This is a genomic window from Brevibacterium sp. Lmc1 (assembly GCF_057654315.1).
In genome coordinates, this window is record NZ_CM172803.1 from 3,122,676 (window position 1) to 3,142,113 (window position 19,438).

The following is a 19,438-nucleotide window of genomic DNA, read 5'->3' on the forward strand; positions in this document are numbered from 1 at the left end:
GTGCCTGCCTACGTCACTTCACGACGTAGTTCGGGGCCTCGACGGTCATCTGGATATCGTGCGGGTGGCTTTCCTTCAGCCCTGCCGTGGTCAGGCGGACGAACTTGCCCTTGGCCTTGAGCTCGCCGACGGTGCGCGCGCCGACGTAGAACATCGTCTGGCGCAGGCCTCCGGTGAGCTGGTGGGCGACCTGCTTGAGGTGACCGCGGTAGGCGACTCGGCCTTCGATGCCCTCGGGGATGAGGTCGGTGTCGGTGGCGATATCGGCCTGGAAGTAGCGGTCCTTCGAATACGACTTGCCCTTGCGCGGGGCCATCGCGCCCAGCGAACCCATGCCGCGGTAGGCCTTGTACTGCTTGCCGTTGACGAAGATGAGTTCGCCCGGCGATTCGTTGCATCCCGCCAGCAGAGAGCCGAGCATGACGGTATCGGCACCGGCGACGAGGGCCTTGCCGATGTCACCGGAGTACTGGAGACCGCCGTCGGCGATGACCGGCACCCCGGCGGCCTGAGCGGCCTGTGCAGCAAGGTGGACGGCAGTGACCTGCGGGACGCCGACACCGGCGACGACGCGGGTGGTGCAGATCGATCCGGGTCCTACGCCGACCTTGACGGCGTCGACTCCGGCCTCGACGAGCGCCTGCGCGCCTTCCTTCGTGGCGACGTTTCCGCCGATGATCTGCACGGCGGAGAACGCCGGGTCCGACTTGATCTTCTTGATCATTTCGGTGACTCCGCGGGCGTGGCCGTTGGCGGTGTCGACGACGAGGACGTCGGCTCCCGCCTCGGCGAGCAGTCCTGCACGTTCGTAGGCGTCGCCGTAGAATCCGACGGCGGCACCGACGCGCAGGCGGCCTTCGTCGTCCTTGGTCGCCAGCGGATATTCCTCGGTCTTGACGAAGTCCTTGACGGTGATGAGGCCCTGGATGACGTTGTTGTCATCGACGAGGGGCAGCTTCTCGACCTTGTGTTCGGCGAGCAGCTCGAACGCCTTCTCGGCAGCCACGCCGACGGGCGCGGTGACCAGCGGCATCTTCGTCATCGTCTCGGCGACGGTGCGTGTGGGGAATTCGCTGCGGGTGACGAAGCGCAGGTCGCGGTTGGTCACGATGCCGACGAGCACATTGTTCTCATCGACGACCGGCAGTCCGGAGATGCGATACTTGCCGCAGATCTCGTCGAGTTCTTCCAGAGTCTTGTCCGGGGTGATCGTCAGCGGGTCGTTGATCATGCCCGATTCGGAGCGCTTGACGTAGTCGACCTGGTTCGCCTGATCCTCGGCGGAGAGGTTGCGGTGGATGATGCCCAGGCCGCCGATGCGGGCCATGGCGATCGCCATCCGGGATTCGGTCACGGTGTCCATCGCCGCGGAGACGAGCGGAATGTTGAGCTCGATCTCCTTGGTCAGCCGGGAGGCGGTGGAGGCTTCGGAAGGGATGACATCGGTGTCGCCTGGCAGGAGGAGGACATCGTCATACGTGAGTCCCGTCAGCGAGAACGGATCGTTTGCGGCCTGTGATTCCTGCTCAGGGTTTCCCATGAAGACAGCCTTTCGACGCGAAGATACGGTGGCTCAATGCTATCGGAGCGAGAGAGTCGACCGCTATGGGTTCAAGCACCGGGCACTGTGAGACTGGCTACACAGGCACTGGCGCTGAAATCAGCACGTCGATGCGCCTCGCGCTGGAATCCGGTCCAGTAGCCTGGCTCCATGATCAAGACGCCGGAGATCCGCATGTTTCCCAGCCACGGACGCCGCTGGCCGCTCTGGGGCGACGTGGAGCATGACGAACTGTGCCTCAAACCCTCTGACCTCGATCTCTCCGATGAGCTCACTCTGAATCTCCGAGCACTCCATGACTTCTGGGAACGCCATGACACCAGCTTCTGGACCACTCCGACAGCAACAGGGTGGGACACGAACGAGAATATGCGAGTGTGGGAGTTAGCCGAGGCCGAAGCGAGGCGCCAACTGGTCGATGAGGTCGCTCAGTACGGCATCGCTGTCGAGCACAGAGATGACTGACTCCGCCCCGCTTTCCGTGCCCTACAGGCACAGATCGTCGCTGCGCCCCATCCTCACCGAAGCGCTAGCGCCCCTCCCCCACAGACCGTGCGAGGTCGAGGGTCGAGGCTTCGGAATCGTCGAGGTGGATGCGCAGCAGTCCTTCGGCGCCCTGCCGGTCCCCGGATTTCATCTTCTCGAGGATGTCCCGGTGCGGGTTCGCCCAGTGCGAGTGGTACTTGCCGGGTTCGGGCGAGCGCGAGAACGTCGTCGACAGTCGGGCCATGAGATTGAGGTAGAACTCGTCGAGAAGCGGTGAACCCAGCAGGCCGACGATCGCACGGTGGAACGATGCCGAGTGCTCCTGCGCATCGGCCCAGGTTTCGTTCTTCGGTGCGGTTTCGGCCCGGACCACGGAGGCTTCGACGGCGGCCATCGCCTCGTCGGTGGCGTCCTGGGATTCCTGGACGGCGCGGATCTCGAAAACCCGGCGCGCGCGGTAGAGGTCCTTGAGTTCGTCGATGCCGAAGGTGGAGACGAAGAAGCCCCGGTTGGGTTCCTGAGTGAGCAGCCCGGCGTGGCGCAGCAAGCTCAGCGATTCGCGGGCGGTGTTGCGCGAAACGTTGAATTCCTTGGCCAGGGCACCATCGCGGACCGGGCTTCCTGCCGGGTATTCACCGTCGGTGATGCGGGTGCGGACAAGGGCGACGATGGCCTCTGATGTGCATCCGGGGGCATGTGGACTCATAACACCAGGCTACCGGGTTTCGCCTGGATCGGAGCTGACTGCGGCGGGTTCGAGTTCGAGTCCGCTCTCGAATCGTCGGCTCAGCCCGTTCAGCGGATCATCGAAGGCGATCTCCGCGGCCAACAGCTGCAGCGGTGATGAGAAGTCGTAGGGGTCCGGGGCGAGGTCGACCGGGTAGACCGGATCACCGAGGATGGGCAGCCCGAGCGCGTTCATGTGCACCCGCAGCTGGTGCGTCTTGCCCGTGACCGGACTCAGCTCGTATTCGGCAATCGCATCAATTCGCCGAGGTGGTGCTCCGTTTCCGTCCCCCGCCCGTTCGGACGGGGCACCGTCAGCTCCACCTCGCCGAGGTGGCGGCAAGGTATCCGTGTCACCTCGCGATGGCTCGCCGTCCGGTGGGGTGATGGTCCGAAGCAGTCGGATCCGACTGACCGCATTCGGCTCCCCTGCGACTTCGTGCACCTGGCGTCCGCCGACGGGTTTGACCAGGCGCGATTCGCGGACGAGCGGGAATCCGAGCTCTGGCGGCGGGGCCGGCGCCAGGGCACGGTAGGTTTTGCTGACTCGTCGGTCTTGGAACAGGCGCTGGTAACGGCCGCGCGTCTCGGGCCGTTTCGAAAGGACCAACAGTCCGGCGGTGATCCGGTCGAGGCGGTGGATGGCGACGAGATCGGGCTGGCCGAGGTCGACGCGCAGACGAGTGACGACGCATTCGCGGACGAATCGTCCGTTCGGGGTACTGGCGAGGAAATGGGGTTTGTCGACGACGAGGAGGTCATCGTCCTCGAAGACGATCCCGACCTCAAACGGGATTCGCTCTTCGGGCGGGACCGGACGGTGGAAGAAGTAGAACCCGCCGGGAATGACCGGATCGTCCCAGGCCACCGGGAGCCCCGCCTCGTCGCGCATGTCCCCATCTGTCAGCAGCGCCCGTCGGGAATCGGGGGCCGCTTCGGGGAATTCGGATTCGAGCCACTGACCGATCGAGTCGGGAACGGGCAGGTGATTCTTCGCGTGGGTGGCCTTGCCGCCGGGGGCGCGCAGCGCGGTCGCCGAGATTCCTTCTCGGGGCGAGAGCGGACTGCGGGGCATGGGGTCAAGTCTATGCGGTGCCATCTCCGTCCCAGTCTTTGCGGCGTCGTCTCCGTCCCAGTCTTTGCGATGCCCCGTCGTCGCGGTCGCGGAAGCATTGGCGTGGAACCGCACGAAGTCTGCCGCATACCGCAGATCCGCCGCGGTTTCCGCAAAACTCCGAGACGCCTTCGAACTCCCAACGGCTGAGCACCTATGGTGGGACACATGGACCGCATCGAACTCACGCAGGATGTCCTCTGCGAGAAGGTCGTCACTCCGATCGTTCTCGCGATGTTCGCCGATCACGAGTGGGACAGCATCGCGATGCTCCGCGATACCGAAGACGAGCGTCGGCTCTTCGCGCGGATCGTCGTCGCCGGAGAGGCCATTGAAGTCCTCCTCGATTACCCAGGCAACGATGAGAGCCTCTACGACATGCAGGAGCGCCTGGTCGCGGAGTTCCGGTCGTTCATCGAAACTTCTGAGTTCGGTGCGCGACGCGCCCCGGAATGGGAGGCCGATTCATTCGCCCTCGAGCACAAACCTGCTGTCGTCTCTCGCACTCCGCGACCGGATTTCGAGGGACCGCCGGACTGCGTTCAGCGTCGACTGCGCAACCGCGGCCGAGTCATGCGCGTCGACCGCCGCCGCTGCGTCTCCGCTCACCGCCGCGACTGAATTCCGCCGCGTCTTCGCACTTCGTCGCGGCTGAGAACACAGGTCACCCGAGGGTTGCAGCACAGTTTGAGTTGAATAGCCCATGTTTGAAACTGGGCTATTCAACTCAAACTGTGCTTTCAGCGCCCGGGCCGCCTGCTCACGCCCGAGCGACGAGGAAGTCGACTTCGACTCCGTCGGGCAGGGCACCGTATTCGCGGCCCCGATCGGCACCGAGGCGGGCCGCCGCAAAACTGGCCGCCACTTCAGCTGGGGCGGATTCGAAGAGGATCGACGCCTGCATGAGCAGCGCCATCTTCTCCACAAGGACACGGCCTCGCGCCTGCAGCGCCGCTTGCGCTGCCGCATCCCCGGAATCCAGATCCTGCACCGCCGACTGCAGCGACCGGGCCAACGACTCATACGCCGCATCGAAGTCCGCGTGTCTGCCCAGCCCGGTCTCGAGGAAGCCGAGGAACGTCTTCGCGCTGCGCGGTTCGCGGGCCAAGGCACGCAGCACGTCGAGGACGATGACGTTTCCGGAGCCTTCCCACACGGCCATCACCGGCTGCTCTCGGTAGCGGCGAGCCAGAGGGAAGGACTCCGTGTAGCCGTTGCCACCGAGGCATTCGAGCGATTCATAAGCATGTTCGGGACCGCGTTTGCAGATCCAGTATTTCGCTACGGCGGTGGCCAGACGTCGGAAGTCGGCCGCCTCGTCGCTATCGTCGTCATAGGACGCGGCCAGGTGCAGCGCCGTATAGGTGGCTGCCTCAGCTTCAAGCTGGAGGTCGGCAATGACGGCGCGCATGAGCGGCTGGTCGATGAGCGCAGCCCCGAAGGCCGCACGCCCGCGAGCGTGCCAGGCCGCTTCGGCCACGCATTGGCGCATCCCAGCGGTCGAACCGAGGACGCAGTCGAGGCGGGTCTGGGCGACCATCTCGATGATCGTGCGGACACCCTTGCCCGCCTGCCCGAGAAGCCATCCGTGTGTGGCGTCGAACTCGACCTCCGAGGAGGCATTGGACTTGTTCCCGAGCTTGTCCTTGAGCCGCTGGATCCGGAACGTATTCCGTTCTCCGCCAGGCAGAACACGGGGTACGACGAAGCAGCTCGGGCCCTCATCGAGTTGGGCGATGACGAGGAACGCGTCGGACTGCGGAGCCGAACAGAACCATTTGTGGCCGGTGATGAGGTAGTGGTCGCCGAACGCAACGCCGTAGGTGGTGTTCGCGCGGATGTCCGATCCGCCCTGCTTCTCCGTCATCGCCATGCCGAAGGTCACTGCGGACTTCGACGCCGGGTCCATCCGCCGCGGATCATAGCCGGCGGCCGTGGCGCGTGGCACCCAGAAATCGGCGAGCGCGGGATCGGCACGCAGGGACGGCACGACCGCGTGCGTCATCGACACCGGGCACGCATGTCCGGGCTCGACTTGGGAGAAGAGCATGAACCGTACGGCACGTTCGACATTGGCCCCCGGCCCGGGATGAGTCCAGGCGTAGGAGTGAGCTTCCGCCTCCAGCGCATCTCCGATAATCCGGTGATAGGCCGGATGGAAGTCGACCTCGTCGATGCGGTTGCCCCAGTCGTCGTGGGTCCGCAGCTCCGGTCCGTGGACGTTGACCAGGCGAGCGTCGCTGATGAAGTCCGCACTGCCGACGAGCGCTCCGATGCGTTCGACCTCGTCAAGCGAGGCATCCGGCGCATAGTGGGCGAGCGCGTCCTTCAGGGCCGTATTCAGCGTGAACTCGTTGATATCTCGCCGAGGTGGTGCCTGGTTGAACACGGTATGCGTCGTCCGCGGGGCGGTCGGTTCTGCGGTCGTGGTCATGGTTCTCCTAATGCCGATCGGGTGAAGGTGGTCAGTGCCTTGACGAGAGTTTCGATCTCCGCAGGACTCGGGTTCGCGGTAGTCGGGTCGAGGATGTCGACGAGGTTCTCTCCCACGCATCCGACGATCGAACGGGCGGCCACCTCGGCGGGGATCTGCGTGCCGCCCACGCGGTCCAGGGCGGTTCCGATGACGGCGACGTATCCTCGGCGCAGCCGCAGCCGTTCGCTCTGCACGGGTTCGGGGACCTCTTCAAGCAGCAGCGCGTGGGCGAGCCTGCGCCCCGCGACGGCTCGGCGAACGAAGACCTCGACAGTCGATTCCGCGATCTCCGAGGCCGTGGATGCTTCGGCGACTGTGCCGGCGATGACATCCAGCTCGTGACCGGCTGCTTGGGCGAAGACGAGACGCAACAGCTCATCCCGGTTGCTGAAATACGTGTAGATCGACCCGGCGCTGCAGTCGGCCTCGACGGCAACGGCGGCCACATTCGCCGAGGCGAATCCACCGCGGGCGATGACGTGTCGGGCAGCACGTTCGATGCCTGCGCGGCGCGCCTCGGCGTTGGCCCGAGTGCGCTGGGTTGCGCGATATGCCATCCTCACCCCATCGGTCGCAGCGGCACCACGGTGTCGACATCATCAACCTCGGCGCCAGCCCGAACTGTCGCTTCCCCAAAGAAATGAATCGTGGTTCAATTGTTCTCAGTATGGCACTCGTCACAAGGAGAAGCAATGAAGCTTGGAACCATGCTCGACACCACCGTCCTGCGGAACCCGGACAAAGAGGCCGTGGTCTACGAGGATCAGCGCTTCACCTATGCCGAGCTGCGGCACCGGGCGCTCAAGGCAGCGCAGGTGCTCGCCGACAACGGAATCCGGCCCGGCGACGCCGTCGGCATCATGACGTTGAATGTTCCAGGTTTCGTCTTCGCCGCTTTCGGTGCCTGGTACCTCGGGGCGACGGTTGTGCCGATCAATCACAAGTTCCAAGCTCCGGAAGTCAAATACACGGTCGAGCATTCGGGAGCGAAGCTCGGCATCGTCAGCACCGAACTCGCCGGAACCGCGCGGGCCGGGGCACCGGACGTCACCTGGCTGGAGACAGAACCCAACGACCCGGGCAGCTTCGATGTCCAGCTCGAGAACGCCACGGAGGCGGCGCCAGGCGACTTCACCGATGAACAGGTCGCGCAGATTCTCTACACCTCGGGCACGACGAGCTCGCCGAAAGGGTGCGTGCATTCGCATCGCAATATCGTCCAGGTCGGCACACTCATCAACCTCAATATGGGCTACCAGAGCGATGACCGGTACCTCATCTGCATGCCGATCTGGCATTCGGCGCCGCTGAACATCGCCCTCGTCCCCACCATCCAGATGGGTGGAACCGTCGTCCTCCAGCGGGCGTATCACCCGGTCGAATCGATGCAGATCATCGCCGCGGAGCAGATCACGACGTTCTTCGGACCCACCGTCGCCTATGTTGCGCCGATCATGACCGCGAAGAAGCTCGGCCTCGACTTCGGTGATTACGACTTCTCCTCCATTCGCCGGTGGAACTACGGCGGTGCCCCGATCGACCGATCGACGGCAGCCATGCTCATCGACGCCTACGGGACCAACCAGTTCTACAACCTCTTCGGCATGTCCGAGATGGGTCCGACCGGTTGTCTTCTCGGGCCCGAGGATCAGCTGCGCAAGGCAGGATCCATCGGTCGGCACGCGATGGTCGGCAACGCGATGCGGGTGGTCACGGCCGACGGGGCCGAGGCGGGTCCCGGGGAAACCGGCGAGATCTGGTTCGCCGGTGACACCCGGATGCGCGAATACCTCGGCAATCCCCCAGCCACCGAGGCGGCCTTCGAGGGCGAGTGGTACAAGACCGGTGATCTCGCCCGGCTCGACGCGGACGGGTACCTCTATATCGTCGACCGCTCGAAAGACGTCATCATCGTCGGCGGTGAGAACGTGTTCTCCCTCGAGGTCGAGGAGGCCATCATCACTCACGACCGGGTCGCCGATGTCGCGGTGGTGGCGAAGCCGGATCAGCAATGGGGCGAGCAGGTCGTGGCCTTCATCACGACTGCAGATGGTGAGAACTTCGGTGTCGAGGAACTGCGCGACCACCTGGCTGACAAGCTCGCCCGCTACAAGCTGCCACGCGAAGTCTTCGTCATCGACGAACTTCCGCGCAACCCTTCAGGCAAACTGCTCAAGCACAAACTGCGCAGCGAGGTGGCTGCCGACTGACGAAGGCCGAGAGCCGCGGTCGTCCTGGCCGACCGTCGATTGCATAGCCAGGACGTCCCATCCCACCCGGACCTGTGGTGGACTGGTGTCATGAGCGATGCCTCACTGAGCCTGCGCCACCGGATCATCAACGCGGCCATGCGCACCGTGTACTTCGGCCGCATCCGCGTGCTCGACCTCAGCTCGAGCCCGGATTCCCAGTCACCGAAGTCGGCATCATCTCCCGCCGAGGCGGCCCCCGCCTCAGGTGCCGGCCGTCCCGCCGCATCCGCTGACTCTCCTTCCGCGCCCGACGGAGGTCCCGTCCGGCGACCGCGCCTCATCATCGCCAGCCACCGCAACGGCGCGATCGATGGCCACCAGGTGCTAGCAGCGTTCCCGCACGCTCAGTTCCTCGTCTCGATCCAGCTGCTGCGCCATTGGTTCCTCCGCCTCTTCATTGCCGGCATCCCCGTGGTCCGTCCCAAAGACGTCGAGCGCTACGGACTCGATCCCGCCTCCGTGGCCAGCCCCGTCGAGGCAGGACTCGCCCACCTGCGCCGAGGCGGTGACCTCGGCATCTTCCCCGAGGCCAGCAGCGATTGGGGCCACCGTCCGCAGCCGTACAAGTCCGGCGCTGCCCGGATCGCGTGTGCCCTCATCGAAGACGGCATCGACGTCGAGGTCATCCCCGTGGGCCTGTTCTATTCGACCCCGGATCGGTTCCGCTCCCGCGCCGAGGTGGTCCGCGGTCGCGCGGTCACGATTCCCGACCGCGACGGCAGGGAGGTCAAAGAATGGGAGGCAGCGGTCGCCTCGGCGATGGGTGCCGCCCTTGACGATGTGTCGGTGAACTGCCCGGACGAAACGACGTTCGCCGCTGTCGAAGCCCGTGCCCTCGACCGGGCGCGGAGGACTCCGGGCGCCTCGGCGAGCTATGCGCAGGCGTTTCTCAAGCTGCAGAATGAGGTCGGATCCGCCGTTCCCGACGGCGACCGCCCTACCGGTGCGGGCCAGGCGGACGGCGGCCCCACCTCGGCGAATGTCCCCACGACACCGCGCACCTATCCCGTCATCAGGTGGGTCGGATTCCTGGCTCTGTGGCTCTTCGCCCCGATCCTTGTGGCCGCCGCGGTCGCCGGGTCACGCGCGGACGGTCGCAATACTGTCACATTCTTTCGCATCCTCGCGGGCTTCGCAGCGGTTATGGTCTGGATACCGGTGCTGATCATCGCGGCGTTCTTCTGGCCCGCGGTCATCGGCGCCGGCGTCCTCAGCGGGGTGCTCGGCTGGCTGCTGCTGGGGGTCCGTCGCATCCGGCTGTGAACCGCCCTTGCTCGACGAACCGCATCGACCCTCCAACCCCACCCCGCCCGACGAACCGCACCGCACCCGATGAACTGTTTCGTGAACCGCAGATCCGAAGGAGCCCCGATGAGCCTCACACTCCGCTTCACCGATCCCCTCGCCACCGAGCTGGCCCGCAGCGGCGGCAAGGGCGCAAGCCTGGCGAAGTCCGCGCAGAACCTGCCCGTGCCCGGTGGCTTCATCGTCACCGCCGACGCCTATTCCCAGTTCATCGCACCGCTGAAGTCGCGGATCTCCGAGCTCTTCGGCACCGACTCCCCCGCCGAGGAGATCGCCGAACTCATCCGCTCCACCGCTATCCCCGATACCTGGCTGTCCGAATTCGACGAAGCCGTCGCCGAGGCGGGCCTGACCGGCCAGGCCGTGGCCGTCCGGTCCTCGGGCACCATGGAGGACCTGCCGGGTGCCGCGTTCGCCGGGCAGCACGACACCTACCTCGGTGTGCGTGGAACCGCCGCCATCGCCGAGGCGGTGCGCGACTGCTATGCCTCCCTGTGGAACGAGCATGCCTTCCGCTATCGCCGGCAGCTCGGCGTCGATCAGCTTGAGGCGAAGATGGCCGTCGTCGTCCAGCTCATGGTCTCCGTCGGCGCCGACGAAGCCGCGGGTGTCGCGTTCTCCGTCGACCCGGTGCGCGGCAACACCGATGAGGTGCTCATCAACGCAGCCTTCGGCCTCGGTGAGACTGTTGTCGGCGGAGAGGAACCCGTCGACGAATTCCGGGTCCGCCGGGAAACCGGCGAGCAGGTCGCAGCCGAGATCGCCGAGAAGCCCACCGCGCTCATCATGACCGGCGGTGGGAACGGCGCGGGCGACGGGGCTGGCCACGACGTCGGAGGCGACCGCCTCGGTGAGGGTGACGGCGCGGGGACGACGGTCGTCGACCTCGGCGCGGAGCAGCGCACGCGTCCGGCGCTGACGACGGCGCAGGCGAAACAGGTCGCCGAGCTCGCGGTGGCCGCGGAGAACCATTTCGGGTTCGCTCAAGACATCGAATGGGCGCTGCATGACGGCGATCTCTATCTGCTGCAGTCGCGGCCGATCACGCGGGTGGCTCCGCGGTGGACCCGCGATGAGTCCGCGGAGCGCTTCCCCACCCCGGTGACACCGCTGACCTGGGATCTCGTGGAGGCCGGCTTCCATCATTCGCTCAATCACAGTTTCGATCTCATGGGGCTGCCGCCGTTCGATGACAAATGGTTCGTCATGCGCGATTTCTATATCTACGGCAATCAGACCGCGGTCGATCTCTACGCCGGCCGGCTGCCGACGAACATGCTCGCCAGCGTCGAGACGATCACCGAGTCGCTGCCCCAGATCGCTCGGCAGTTCGGGTGGGTGCAGGAGCTGCCGGTGCAGTGGATGCGTGATCTCGACACGTATCTCATCGGGATCGGTCGCCTGTCGAACGAGCCGTTGGAAGACAAGTCACTGGCACAGGTGTGGGATCACGTCATTGCGATCAGTGACCTCGGCACCGAGTATTTCCGACCGAACATCGCGATCTCGCTGACCCAGGGCACACTCTATGCGGCTCTGCAGCACATGCTCTCGCTCGCTCTCGACGAGGATCAGGCACAGGTCGTGTTCGAACGCCTCATGGCGTCGACGGAGACGAAGACATCGCAGGTCAACGCCGAGCTGCGCGAGCTCTCGCAGCTTGTCGCCGCCGATGCTGATCTGCTCACTGCGCTCGAGGCCCACCAAGGTGAGGCCGGGGTCGCGGAGCTGGAGAGGTTCCCGCAGTTCAAAGCATCCTTCGACCGGTTCCTCGAGCAGCACGGACACCGTGAACTCGACTTCGACGCCTACCATCCGACGTGGGTCGAGGCTCCGCACATCGTGCTCGACCAGATCCGCCTGCTCGCCGCACGGACCGTGGCCGAAGCAGAGACCTCGGACGTCGGGGCCAGTCCAGCGGGTGGTGGAGACCATTCGGCCGCTGCGACAATCGGCTCGCCGGAGTCGGGTTCGGGCACAGGGGCCGCGTCCGCGCCGATGACGGACATGGAGCGCAAGATCGTGCAGGCAGAGACCGAACTCGCCGTCGTCAATGCGGCACCTGAGAAGCTGCGCTATCTCGTCCAGGAAGTCATCCGTCTGGCCCGCACCTACACGGCACTCGATGACCTCGAGCACTATCAGACGACGCGGCTGACCCTGCCGATGCGGCGCGCGCTGAAGGAGCTCGGCGGCAGGCTCGTCGATGCCGGTGTCCTCGTTGAGGCCTCGGATGTGTACTTCATCGACTTCGAGCACCTCGAAACGGCGATCCGTGCCGACGCCGCGGACCGCGAGGTGGACACCGCCGACGCTGCCGCAACCCGCGCCTCAACGAGCCCGGTCACAGGCACCACGGGAACAGGATCCGCTCTGACGAGCCTCACCGAGATCGCCGCACAGAACAAGGCTGCCTACCAGGCTGCGGTCGATCGCACACCCGAATGGGAGTACGGCAAGGAAACAGCAGCAGTCGACGCTGACACCGACCACATCACTGGCACCGCAGGCAGCCCGGGGACCGTCGAAGGCGAGGTCTTCGTCGTCCACTCCCCCGCTGACTTCTCATCATTCCCCGACGGAGCGATCCTCGTCGCGCGCACCACGAACCCGGCATGGACCGCCCTGTTCTACCAGGCCGGCGGGGTGATCACCGAAAGCGGCGGAGCACTTTCACATGGAGCGGTCACCGCTCGAGAACTCGGACTGCCCGCCGTCATGGCCGTGCGCGACGCAACCAGCAGATTCACCTCCGGCCAGCGCGTCCGCGTCGACGGATCCAACGGAAACGTCATCGAACTCGACTGAGGCGCAGAGCTCGATTCAGCCCGGACGACAGTTCTACACAGTCTTAGTTGAATAGCCCATGTTTGAAACCGGGCTGCTCAACTCAAACTGGGCTGCTCGCCGCGGCCTTGCCGGACGCCTCGGCGGTAGCCATCCGCAGCACCCGCACCTCACACGGCTTCGAGCGCTTCGACGGGGCTGATCGATGTGGCCGCGCGGGCAGGTTCGCGGCTGGCGACGAACACGGCGATGAGGGTGCCGACGATGACGGCGATGACGACCGTCCAGGGCACGCTCGGTGCGAAGAGGCCGAGCAGCGGCGAGAGCAGGGTCAGCGCGCCGACCCAGCCGAAGCCGATGCCCAGCGGGACGGCGACCGCGCAGGCGGTCAGACTCAGCTGCAGGCCTTCGGCCGTGATCATCCGACGCACGCGCTTCGGAGTCTGGCCGAGCGCCATGAGCAGCCCGATCTCCTGAGTGCGCTGACGCACGGAGAGCATGAGTGTGTTCGCGACGCCGATGACGGCGATGATCACGGAGAAGAGGATGAGGGCCAACGCGAACAGCATCGACTTGTCGATGACGGTGGCCAGCGCGTCTTCGAGGCCGCCCCACCCTTCCTCGCCGAGCGACCTGGCATACCGCAGCAGCTGATCGCGGAAGGTCGTCATGGCGGTGGCGAACATGACGATGAGCGTGATGCCGATGACGAGTCCGATGACCGTGCGCGCGTTCCGGGTGGGATGGCGGGCGATCGTCGAGGCGGCCAACCGGGACACCGCGGTGCGCCCGCACAGCCAGCCCATCGCCGACTGCAGGGGCGGCAGGATCCACGGATGGCCGATGATGACGCCGAGGAAGGTCAGGCTCGAGCCGAATGCGGTGAGCACCACGCTGATCACGCTGATCCGATGATCGGCGGCCCCGATCACGGAGTTGACGAGGAACGTCACCCCCATGGACAGCAGAATCAGCGAGGCGGTGAGTCCGCCGAGTGAGGCGCGGGCATCCTCGGGCCGGGCCTCCACCGCCTGCGAGGTCGCCTCGATCGGTGAGATCCCCGTGATGCGGCGCGCGCCCAGGTACGCCGACAGCCAGGTCACGATGATCGTGGCGAGCGCTGGAACAGCCATGGTCGGGGTGAGGAGGGCGACCTCCTCGGTGATGGCGCTGCCCAGATAATTCTGGGCCGCTTTCGCCAGCCCGGTCGACGCCGCGAATGCGAGCACCGCGGCGGGGACGGAGATGATCAGGCCCTCCACCGAGGCGGCCCTGCGCAGCCGTTTCGACGATGCCCCGATGAGGCGCAGCAGAGCCAGCTGGCGGCTGCGACCGGCGATGATGATCGAGAACGTGTTCGCGATGACGATCGCGGAGACGAAGAGAGCGATGAGGAAGAAGGTGACACCGATCATCGAGAGGAAGTTCTGCGCGGTCTCGGACTCGGCGATGATCTTCTCGGACGACAGCCACGCGGTCAGGATCGCGATGCCCTGCATGATTGCGGTGCCGAAGAGAGCGGCGATGAAGACGACGAGGATGCTGGGGAAGAACTGCCGCGGGTTGGTTCGGATTTCGCGCAGCGGGTTCATCGACTCACCGCGGATTCGGCGCGTTCGTCGATGTCGAGCATGGTCGAGGCGATCGCTTCGGCGGTGATGGTGTCGTTCAGTTCCGTCACGGGGGTGCCGTCGGCGATGAAGATCACGCGGTCGGCGTGGGCGGCGACGATCGGGTCGTGGGTGACGAGCACGATGGATTGGCCGAAGTCGCGGACGGCCTCGACCATGATCGCCATAACTTCGCGACCGGACTTCGCGTCGAGGTTGCCGGTCGGTTCGTCGGCGAAGAGGATGTCGGGGCGGGTTGCGAGCGCCCGCGCGATGGCGGTGCGCTGCTGTTGACCGCCGGAGAGCTCGTTGGGTCGGTGTTTGAGGCGGTCTTCCAACCCCAGGCGGTGGACGACCGTGGTGATCCAGGCGCGTTCGTCGGCATTGGGCCGACGGTCGTCGAGTTCGAAGGGCAGGCGGATATTCTCTTTGACGGTGAGCGTGGGCACGAGGTTGAACGCTTGGAAGACGAATCCGATCCGGCGGCGGCGCAGGGCGGTGAGGTCGTCGTCGCGCAGCTTCGTGATCTCCTGTTCGCCGAGGTGGACTGAGCCCGAGGTGGGACGATCGAGTCCGGCGAGGACGTGCATGAGTGTTGATTTCCCCGAGCCCGAGGGCCCCATCACCGCGGTCAGATTGGCCGGTGCGATGTCGAGGCTGACCCCGCTGAGAGCCGTGACCGCGGCCCCTTTCGGATCGAAGACCTTCGAAACGTCGCGAAGTCGGGCGATGGGCATCGTTGGGCCGGTGGTCATAGATTCCTCATGCGTCGGTGCAAGCTGTCATTTCCAGACTAACGAGGATCGGGCTTAAGAAACATGAAAAGCGACTGGCCAGTAGGTGGGAGCGAGCTGTGTACGGTCTGCTGCGAGCGTCACGAGGGAGGGCACTCTGGGCCGGACCGCGTGCGATGGTCGGCCCGCGTGCGAGGTACCGACCCGCGTGCGAGGGGCCGGACCGCGTGCGATGGTCCGCTCCCTTTCCCTGGCCGCGCGGCTTCTCATGTGGTCCACTTGGGAGATGACGAATCCAGCGCTCCACCTATCGACGTCCATCGACGCCTCACCCGCCGAGGTGGCGGCCTTCGCCGGCGATCCCGCGAACCTTCCGGCCTGGGCCGCAGGACTGAGCAATGGAATCCGCGAGGCGGGCGGCCGCTGGATCACGGATTCCCCGATGGGCGAGGTCGAAGTCCGCTTCGGCCCGCACACGGAGCTGGGCATCCTCGATCACGACGTGATCTTCCCCGACGGCACGATCGTGCACAATCCCCTGCGGGTGCTCGCCAACGGCACCGGCGCCGAGGTGGTCTTCACTCTGTTCCGTCTGCCAGGAGTCGACGACGCCGAGTTCGACCGGGACGCCGACATGGTTCGTGCCGACCTCGCCCGCCTGCGCACTCAGCTCGAGAGCGACCGCGCCTGAACACGCCCTGCCTGAGCACCCTTCGTCCAGGCCTCGCGCGCGTGCACAAAGCCGACACCAACGACACAGCCCCATGCCCGAGCACGCCCTAGACGGCACAAAGCGCGCAACAACGGCTGGGTCACAGTGGCTTCAGGCCTTTTGTACACCTGTCTCTGAATTGCCTAGGTTCTTCAGTGTGCATTTCAGAGCAGGGTGTGTCGAAAGTGGAATCCTGCGCGCCCGAGGCCCTTGAGCCTACCTGCGCGCGGAACGCAGCCGGCGATATGCGCGGCGGGCGAAGTCTGCAGACTGTCGGCTCGCGCTCTCGACACGGCGCGCTGCCCGGACGGCAGGCTCTGCCTCGCGCCGCTCATCACGTCGGCGGGCCTCGTCGCGTTCGGTGCGTACGCGCTGCAGCTGCGACTTCACCGCCTGCACCTCTTCATTCAACCGTGCCGCCTTCCGGTCCTTGAGCGCCATCACCAACCCATAGTTCTGGACGGCGTTGAGACGTTCGCGGACAACGCCGATGTTGTCGACGTAAGGGTTGTCGATCACATCGGCGTGAAAGAAGCCGGGTGCTTCGGACTCCGCCGCTCCGGGAGTGACGCCCAGCGTCTTCGCCACGACGAAGTCCCACCACTCCCTATGCTCGGCGCGGCGCTTCTGCGACTGCGAACGCAATCGGTTCGTGAGCTCGCCTCGGTCCTCCACCGCGCCGACCCCAGTTGCCACAATGTCGTCGACCGAATCGAGCGGCAGCACGAAGTCCTCCATACCGACGTTCTCAGCAGCTCCACGCATGCGGATCGACGAATAGAGGTTCGGCGCCAGTGAGATGAACGGGACGCCCGCGGCTCCAGCGAAAATCGCAGCGTGGTACCGGGTCCCGACGACCAAATGGGCTTGCTCCGTCAGGGCGATGAGCTCTCGTGCGGTGAGCATCCGGGTGGGAACGACCTCAGCATGCCCGCTGGCCCGAGCGATCTTCATATCAGTGAGCTGGTCTCTCGTCTCCGGCGCTGGTGGCAGTGCCCCGCCGTGCGGCACAAGCAGCACCCGCAGGCCGGTATCCTCGGCAAGCCGACGTGTGAGTTCCGCCAACCGCGCATGATAGTCATCATCGCTGAGCATCGGGGTCGAGGCCTTCTCGGCGAAGCTCGCCAGGATGAACGGATGCTCGGTCAGATCCGATACGGCAGACCGGTCCTCGTCGCGCGCTGTCAATGAGAACGCGTCGTCGACCTGACGACGCGCCGTGGCCGAACCTCGTCCGAGGTCGTCGACGAGGTGAGTCGTGTAGCTCTCTCGAGTCCCGACGAACTCCGCTTCGGAGAGGAGTTCGTGAACGATGTCCCGATCCTCGTCGTAGATGAGCGGGCCGAGCGTCTGACTGGTCAACGCATACGGTTTGCCGAGGACGCGAGCGATCTTCGCCAGGGTCGCACGCTCATAGATGTGGTGGGCGAACATGGAGTTGAGGTTTCCGCCACCGGCGATGAGGACAGCATCGGACTCACGAACCGCCCCGATGACGTCAATCGCCGGGTCATCTGCCTTGAGCGCTGCCCGATCTCCACCGACATAGTCGAGAACTTTCGCCATCCGCGAGGCATTCGGACGTCGGTCGCGCTTGAACCCGATACGCTTGACAGCGTCGACACCGTACATTTCGCTCGCGTGCTCAGGTTCACCGGCAATGAGTGTGATGGCGATGTCCGAACGGGCACGGAGCGCATCGATGGCCAGTTCGGTCATGGCCTCATCGCCGAGATGGTAGAACCGGCTCCAGCCTACGTCGCCGATCATCGTAATTCTCTTCATGGATCCCTTGTTCACGTCATGCACTGCAGAACTTCAATCGAATATTCCGATCACTGTAACGACAGCGATGGGTTCGCTCGTGAACAGCACCTGTCTCCGAGGTGAATACGTTCGCGTTCAAGCCGACGCCAAGGTCAGGCTCGGATACAGCCACTCAGAATGCGTTGAATAAGCGGCGGCCGCCTCGGTGAGGGTGAATACGCCGATGAATGCGACAGTGGCCCGGAACGTGATGTTCCGGGCCACTGTCGTGGTCAGAGACGACTCAGTCCGAGCGAATGGCTCAGGCTTCGTCCTCCTCGTCCTTCTTCTCGACGACCAAGGTCTCGGTGGTGAGAACCAGGGCGGCGATCGAAGCGGCGTTGCGCAGTGCCGAACGGGTGACCTTGACGGGGTCGATGATCCCGGCACCGATGAGGTCGCCGTATTCGTCGATGGCGGCGTTGTAGCCCTGGCCGGACTCGAGGTCCTGGACCTTGGCGACGACGACGTAGCCGTCCTGGCCGGCGTTGGCGGCGATCCAGCGCAGCGGCTGGACGACTCCGCGCTTGACGATCTCGGCACCGGTGAGTGCGTCACCGGACAGTCCGAGGTCGTTGCCGTCGAGGACCTTCGCAGCGTGGATCAGAGCCGATCCACCACCGGCGACGACGCCCTCTTCGATGGCGGCACGAGTAGCGGACACAGCGTCTTCGACGCGGTGCTTGCGCTCCTTGAGCTCCACCTCGGTGGCGGCGCCGACCTTGATGACGGCGACTCCGCCGGAGAGCTTGGCCAAGCGCTCCTGCAGCTTCTCGCGGTCCCAGTCGGAGTCGGTGTTCTCGACCTCGGCGCGGATCTGAGCGACACGACCGGCAACAGCATCGTCGGCACCGGCACCATCGATGATGGTGGTGTTGTCCTTGGTGACGGTGATGGTGCGGGCGTTGCCGAGCTCTTCCAGGGTCACCTGGTCGAGCTTCATGCCCATGTCCGGGGTGACGACCTGGCCACCGGTGAGGACGGCGAGGTCCTCGAGGATGGCCTTGCGACGGTCACCGAAGCCGGGAGCCTTGACGGCGGCGACGTTGATGATTCCGCGCAGCTTGTTGACGACCAGGGTCGACAGAGCTTCACCCTCGATGTCCTCGGCGATGATGAACAGCGGCTTGCCTGCCTGCTGCACCTTCTCGAGGACGGGCAGGAGCTCCTGGATGTTGGAGATCTTGCCCTGGTTGATGAGGATGAGAGCGTCGGAGAGCACAGCCTCCTGGCGATCGGCATCGGTCACGAAGTGCGGCGACAGGAAGCCCTTGTCGAACTGCATTCCTTCGGTGATCTCGAGTTCGACGGACGCGGCCTGCGACTCGTCGATCGTGATGACGCCGTCCTTGCCCACCTTGTCGAAGGCATCGGCGATGAGCTTGCCGATCTCAGGCGACTGAGCCGACAGACCGGCGACGTGTGCGATCTCCGAGGAGTCGGCGACGTCGCGGGCGATCGTGCCCAGCTGCTGCGAGACGGCCTCGACGGCGGTCTCGATGCCGCGCTTGAGCTGTCCGGGTGCGGCACCTGCGGCAACGTTGCGCAGTCCTTCGTTGACGAAGGCCTGAGCGAGAACGGTCGCGGTGGTGGTTCCGTCACCGGCGATGTCGTTGGTCTTGGTGGCGACTTCCTTGGCCAGCTGTGCGCCGAGGTTCTCGTAAGGATCGTCGACCTCGACCTCACGGGCGATGGTCACACCATCGTTCGTGATGGTGGGAGCGCCCCACTTCTTGTCGAGCACGACGTTGCGGCCCTTGGGTCCCAGCGTCACCTTGACGGTGTCGGCCAGGGTGTTGACACCCTTTTCGAGTGCACGACGGGCTTCGTCGTTGAATTCCAATGATTTAGGCATTCGTCCTCCTGTCA

15 protein-coding genes are annotated in these 19,438 nt (G+C 65.3%); 6 read left to right on the forward strand and 9 right to left on the reverse strand.

Going from position 1 to position 19,438, the window contains the following annotated elements; translation table 11 throughout:
* Positions 1 to 13 precede the first annotated feature (13 nt).
* Positions 14 to 1,540 carry an IMP dehydrogenase gene (gene guaB, locus AC239G_RS13985; RefSeq protein WP_259357641.1) on the reverse strand — a complete coding sequence of 509 codons (1,527 nt, stop codon included), beginning with the start codon at positions 1,538 to 1,540 and terminating at the stop codon, positions 14 to 16.
* A 171-nt stretch (positions 1,541 to 1,711) separates the two neighbouring features.
* Between guaB and AC239G_RS13990 the strand changes: the two genes are divergently transcribed.
* Entirely contained in the window at positions 1,712 to 2,026 is a 315-nt protein-coding gene (locus AC239G_RS13990) for a hypothetical protein (protein ID WP_181272453.1), read from the forward strand.
* A gap of 64 nt (positions 2,027 to 2,090) precedes the next feature.
* Here the strand turns inward: AC239G_RS13990 and AC239G_RS13995 are convergent, their stop codons facing one another.
* Both AC239G_RS13995 and AC239G_RS14000 read right to left on the reverse strand, forming a co-directional pair.
* Positions 2,091 to 2,753 carry a GntR family transcriptional regulator gene (locus tag AC239G_RS13995; RefSeq protein WP_025776861.1) on the reverse strand — a complete coding sequence of 221 codons (663 nt, stop codon included), beginning with the start codon at positions 2,751 to 2,753 and terminating at the stop codon, positions 2,091 to 2,093.
* Positions 2,754 to 2,762: 9 nt separating this feature from the next.
* Positions 2,763 to 3,848, reverse strand: a complete 1,086-nt coding sequence (locus AC239G_RS14000) for a pseudouridine synthase (RefSeq protein WP_181272452.1) — start codon at positions 3,846 to 3,848, stop codon at positions 2,763 to 2,765.
* 207 nt (positions 3,849 to 4,055) lie between these two features.
* Here AC239G_RS14000 and AC239G_RS14005 point away from each other — a divergent pair, with 207 nt between their 5' ends.
* Positions 4,056 to 4,508, forward strand: a complete 453-nt coding sequence (locus AC239G_RS14005) for a hypothetical protein (RefSeq protein ID WP_139908728.1) — start codon at positions 4,056 to 4,058, stop codon at positions 4,506 to 4,508.
* Positions 4,509 to 4,647: 139 nt separating this feature from the next.
* Here AC239G_RS14005 and AC239G_RS14010 read toward each other — a convergent pair whose 3' ends face one another.
* Together AC239G_RS14010 and AC239G_RS14015 are read right to left on the reverse strand one after the other, a co-directional pair.
* Positions 4,648 to 6,321, reverse strand: a complete 1,674-nt coding sequence (locus tag AC239G_RS14010) for an acyl-CoA dehydrogenase family protein (protein WP_139908729.1) — start codon at positions 6,319 to 6,321, stop codon at positions 4,648 to 4,650.
* On the reverse strand, positions 6,318 to 6,920 hold the full coding sequence (locus tag AC239G_RS14015) for a TetR family transcriptional regulator (protein WP_172170756.1): 603 nt from the start codon (positions 6,918 to 6,920) through the stop codon (positions 6,318 to 6,320). The genes AC239G_RS14010 and AC239G_RS14015 overlap by 4 nt, the downstream gene beginning before the upstream one ends.
* A gap of 135 nt (positions 6,921 to 7,055) precedes the next feature.
* On the opposite strand from AC239G_RS14015, the gene AC239G_RS14020 reads away from it, so the two are divergent.
* The 3 genes from AC239G_RS14020 to AC239G_RS14030 all read left to right on the forward strand — a co-directional run bounded on the left by AC239G_RS14020 (position 7,056) and on the right by AC239G_RS14030 (position 12,728).
* Positions 7,056 to 8,573, forward strand: a complete 1,518-nt coding sequence (locus tag AC239G_RS14020; RefSeq protein WP_482400593.1) for a class I adenylate-forming enzyme family protein — start codon at positions 7,056 to 7,058, stop codon at positions 8,571 to 8,573.
* Positions 8,574 to 8,663: 90 nt separating this feature from the next.
* Entirely contained in the window at positions 8,664 to 9,878 is a 1,215-nt protein-coding gene (locus AC239G_RS14025) for a lysophospholipid acyltransferase family protein (RefSeq protein ID WP_487489089.1), read from the forward strand.
* Positions 9,879 to 9,986: 108 nt separating this feature from the next.
* On the forward strand, positions 9,987 to 12,728 hold the full coding sequence (locus AC239G_RS14030; protein WP_487489090.1) for a PEP/pyruvate-binding domain-containing protein: 2,742 nt from the start codon (positions 9,987 to 9,989) through the stop codon (positions 12,726 to 12,728).
* A gap of 149 nt (positions 12,729 to 12,877) precedes the next feature.
* Here the strand turns inward: AC239G_RS14030 and AC239G_RS14035 are convergent, their stop codons facing one another.
* Positions 12,878 to 14,299: an FtsX-like permease family protein gene (locus AC239G_RS14035; protein WP_487489091.1), complete on the reverse strand. Its 1,422-nt coding sequence runs from the start codon at positions 14,297 to 14,299 to the stop codon at positions 12,878 to 12,880.
* Positions 14,296 to 15,072, reverse strand: coding sequence for an ABC transporter ATP-binding protein (locus tag AC239G_RS14040; protein ID WP_487489092.1), 777 nt, complete (start codon positions 15,070 to 15,072; stop codon positions 14,296 to 14,298). Before AC239G_RS14040 ends, AC239G_RS14035 begins: the two co-directional genes overlap by 4 nt.
* Positions 15,073 to 15,337: 265 nt before the next feature.
* Here AC239G_RS14040 and AC239G_RS14045 point away from each other — a divergent pair, with 265 nt between their 5' ends.
* The gene (locus AC239G_RS14045; protein ID WP_487489093.1) at positions 15,338 to 15,742 is read left to right on the forward strand and encodes an SRPBCC family protein; all 405 of its coding nucleotides are present in this window, start codon (positions 15,338 to 15,340) and stop codon (positions 15,740 to 15,742) included.
* A 237-nt stretch (positions 15,743 to 15,979) separates the two neighbouring features.
* On the opposite strand, the gene AC239G_RS14050 is transcribed toward AC239G_RS14045, so the two are convergent.
* Both AC239G_RS14050 and groL read right to left on the reverse strand, forming a co-directional pair.
* The gene (locus AC239G_RS14050; protein WP_487489094.1) at positions 15,980 to 17,548 is read right to left on the reverse strand and encodes a polysaccharide pyruvyl transferase family protein; all 1,569 of its coding nucleotides are present in this window, start codon (positions 17,546 to 17,548) and stop codon (positions 15,980 to 15,982) included.
* Positions 17,549 to 17,831: 283 nt separating this feature from the next.
* On the reverse strand, positions 17,832 to 19,424 hold the full coding sequence (gene groL / locus AC239G_RS14055) for a chaperonin GroEL (protein WP_172170740.1): 1,593 nt from the start codon (positions 19,422 to 19,424) through the stop codon (positions 17,832 to 17,834).
* Positions 19,425 to 19,438: the final 14 nt, after the last annotated feature.